The organism is Alcanivorax sp. HI0044 (assembly GCF_001634945.1).
In genome coordinates, this window is sequence record NZ_LWEZ01001722.1 from 1 (window position 1) to 1,229 (window position 1,229).

A 1,229-nucleotide genomic window follows, 5' to 3' on the forward strand; every position below is an offset into this window, starting at 1 on the left:
CATGGCCTGGATTGCCGGTGTTGTTTTGAGCCGGTGAGCGCTTCCGTTCAGTCGCGGCTGCAGGCGTGTTCCGGGTTTCAGGAACGGCGGTTGCCTTGCCGGAGGTTGTCAGCGACACCTGCCACTGCCCCAGCTCGCAGCCTTGTGCGCCGGTGACGGATACCGCCCAGGTGTCACCGGCTTTCATGCCCAGGCCGGTCAGGGTTTTTGATGACCAGGTACGCCAGAAATCGGAACCAATTTCCAGGGTCACATCGACAAAGGGTTCACCATTGAGCGACCAGTGATGGTATAGCGTCTGATCGCTGCCATCGTGGACTTCGGTATAAAAAAACAGCTCGGCCGTATCGACAGGCGCCTGGCTGATGTCATCAGTAGGTTCGCGGTTCTCAACGGCCGAAGTGAAGCTGGCCCGGGCCAGTGTCGGGCAGGCCGGCCGGGATTCTGTTTGGGCGGATGCCAGTACCGGCGCCAGCAGGCTGGCCAAAACTATGACGCGCACGCGTTCCCCCTGATCATTATTGTCCGGTGCCACCTGTTTTTTGTCTCGGTGGTTTAATTTGCAAGACTAGAGCGTTGCTCTGGCAAGGGCGTGGAACTGGGTCACGTTACGCCTGACGGTGTGATCAGTGGGCTTAAGGGAAGGGCCAGTGGCAAAGGGAGAAATGGCGCCAAGCGGGAACACCGGGCGCCGCTGAATTCGGTCCCGGATCAGGCCGGTTCGCCACCTTCATCCGGGCCATGAAAGCAAAGAAACAGCTCTTCGATCAGTTCCGGGATACCCAGGGCCATCTGCCGGACGACCTGGGTGTTGTCCCACAGGGCATCCAGTTCTTCGTCTTCATCAAGGCCGGAAATCAGGATAAAGGGCAACAGCAGATTAACGATGGTTTCTTCGTCGTTTTCATACCAAAGCGGTTCATTCACGAACACGCCGGTCATAAAGCCGGCACACCAGCTTGCCAGATCCTGGCCATCTTCTTCCTGGTAGGGGTCGAGCAGGCAAGGCAGGTTCACCGTTTCGCCACCGAGCAGTTGGGTAACCAGGCGCTGGCGCAGCTGGTCGAGTGCTGCGGCCACGTCGTCTGGAACCGGCATGTCCAGCTCATGGGCGTAATCCACCGGGGGCGTTTCTCCGGCTTCGTGCGGGCCAGCGGCCAGGGCGCACAGCATGCCGTGAATTTCCGTCCAGGTGGGTGCGTCTTCGCCCAGGCTGGCGAAATGCTGGC

The 1,229-nt window shown here is 59.8% G+C and carries 2 protein-coding genes; both read right to left on the reverse strand.

Going from position 1 to position 1,229, the window contains the following annotated elements; genetic code table 11:
• The coding region (locus tag A3730_RS25870) for a DUF2914 domain-containing protein (protein WP_063539279.1) at positions 1-502 on the reverse strand (502 nt) is incomplete at its 3' end.
• 209 nt (positions 503-711) lie between these two features.
• Positions 712-1,229: YecA family protein (locus A3730_RS25875; protein WP_231884051.1), on the reverse strand; the 518-nt coding region annotated here is incomplete at its 5' end.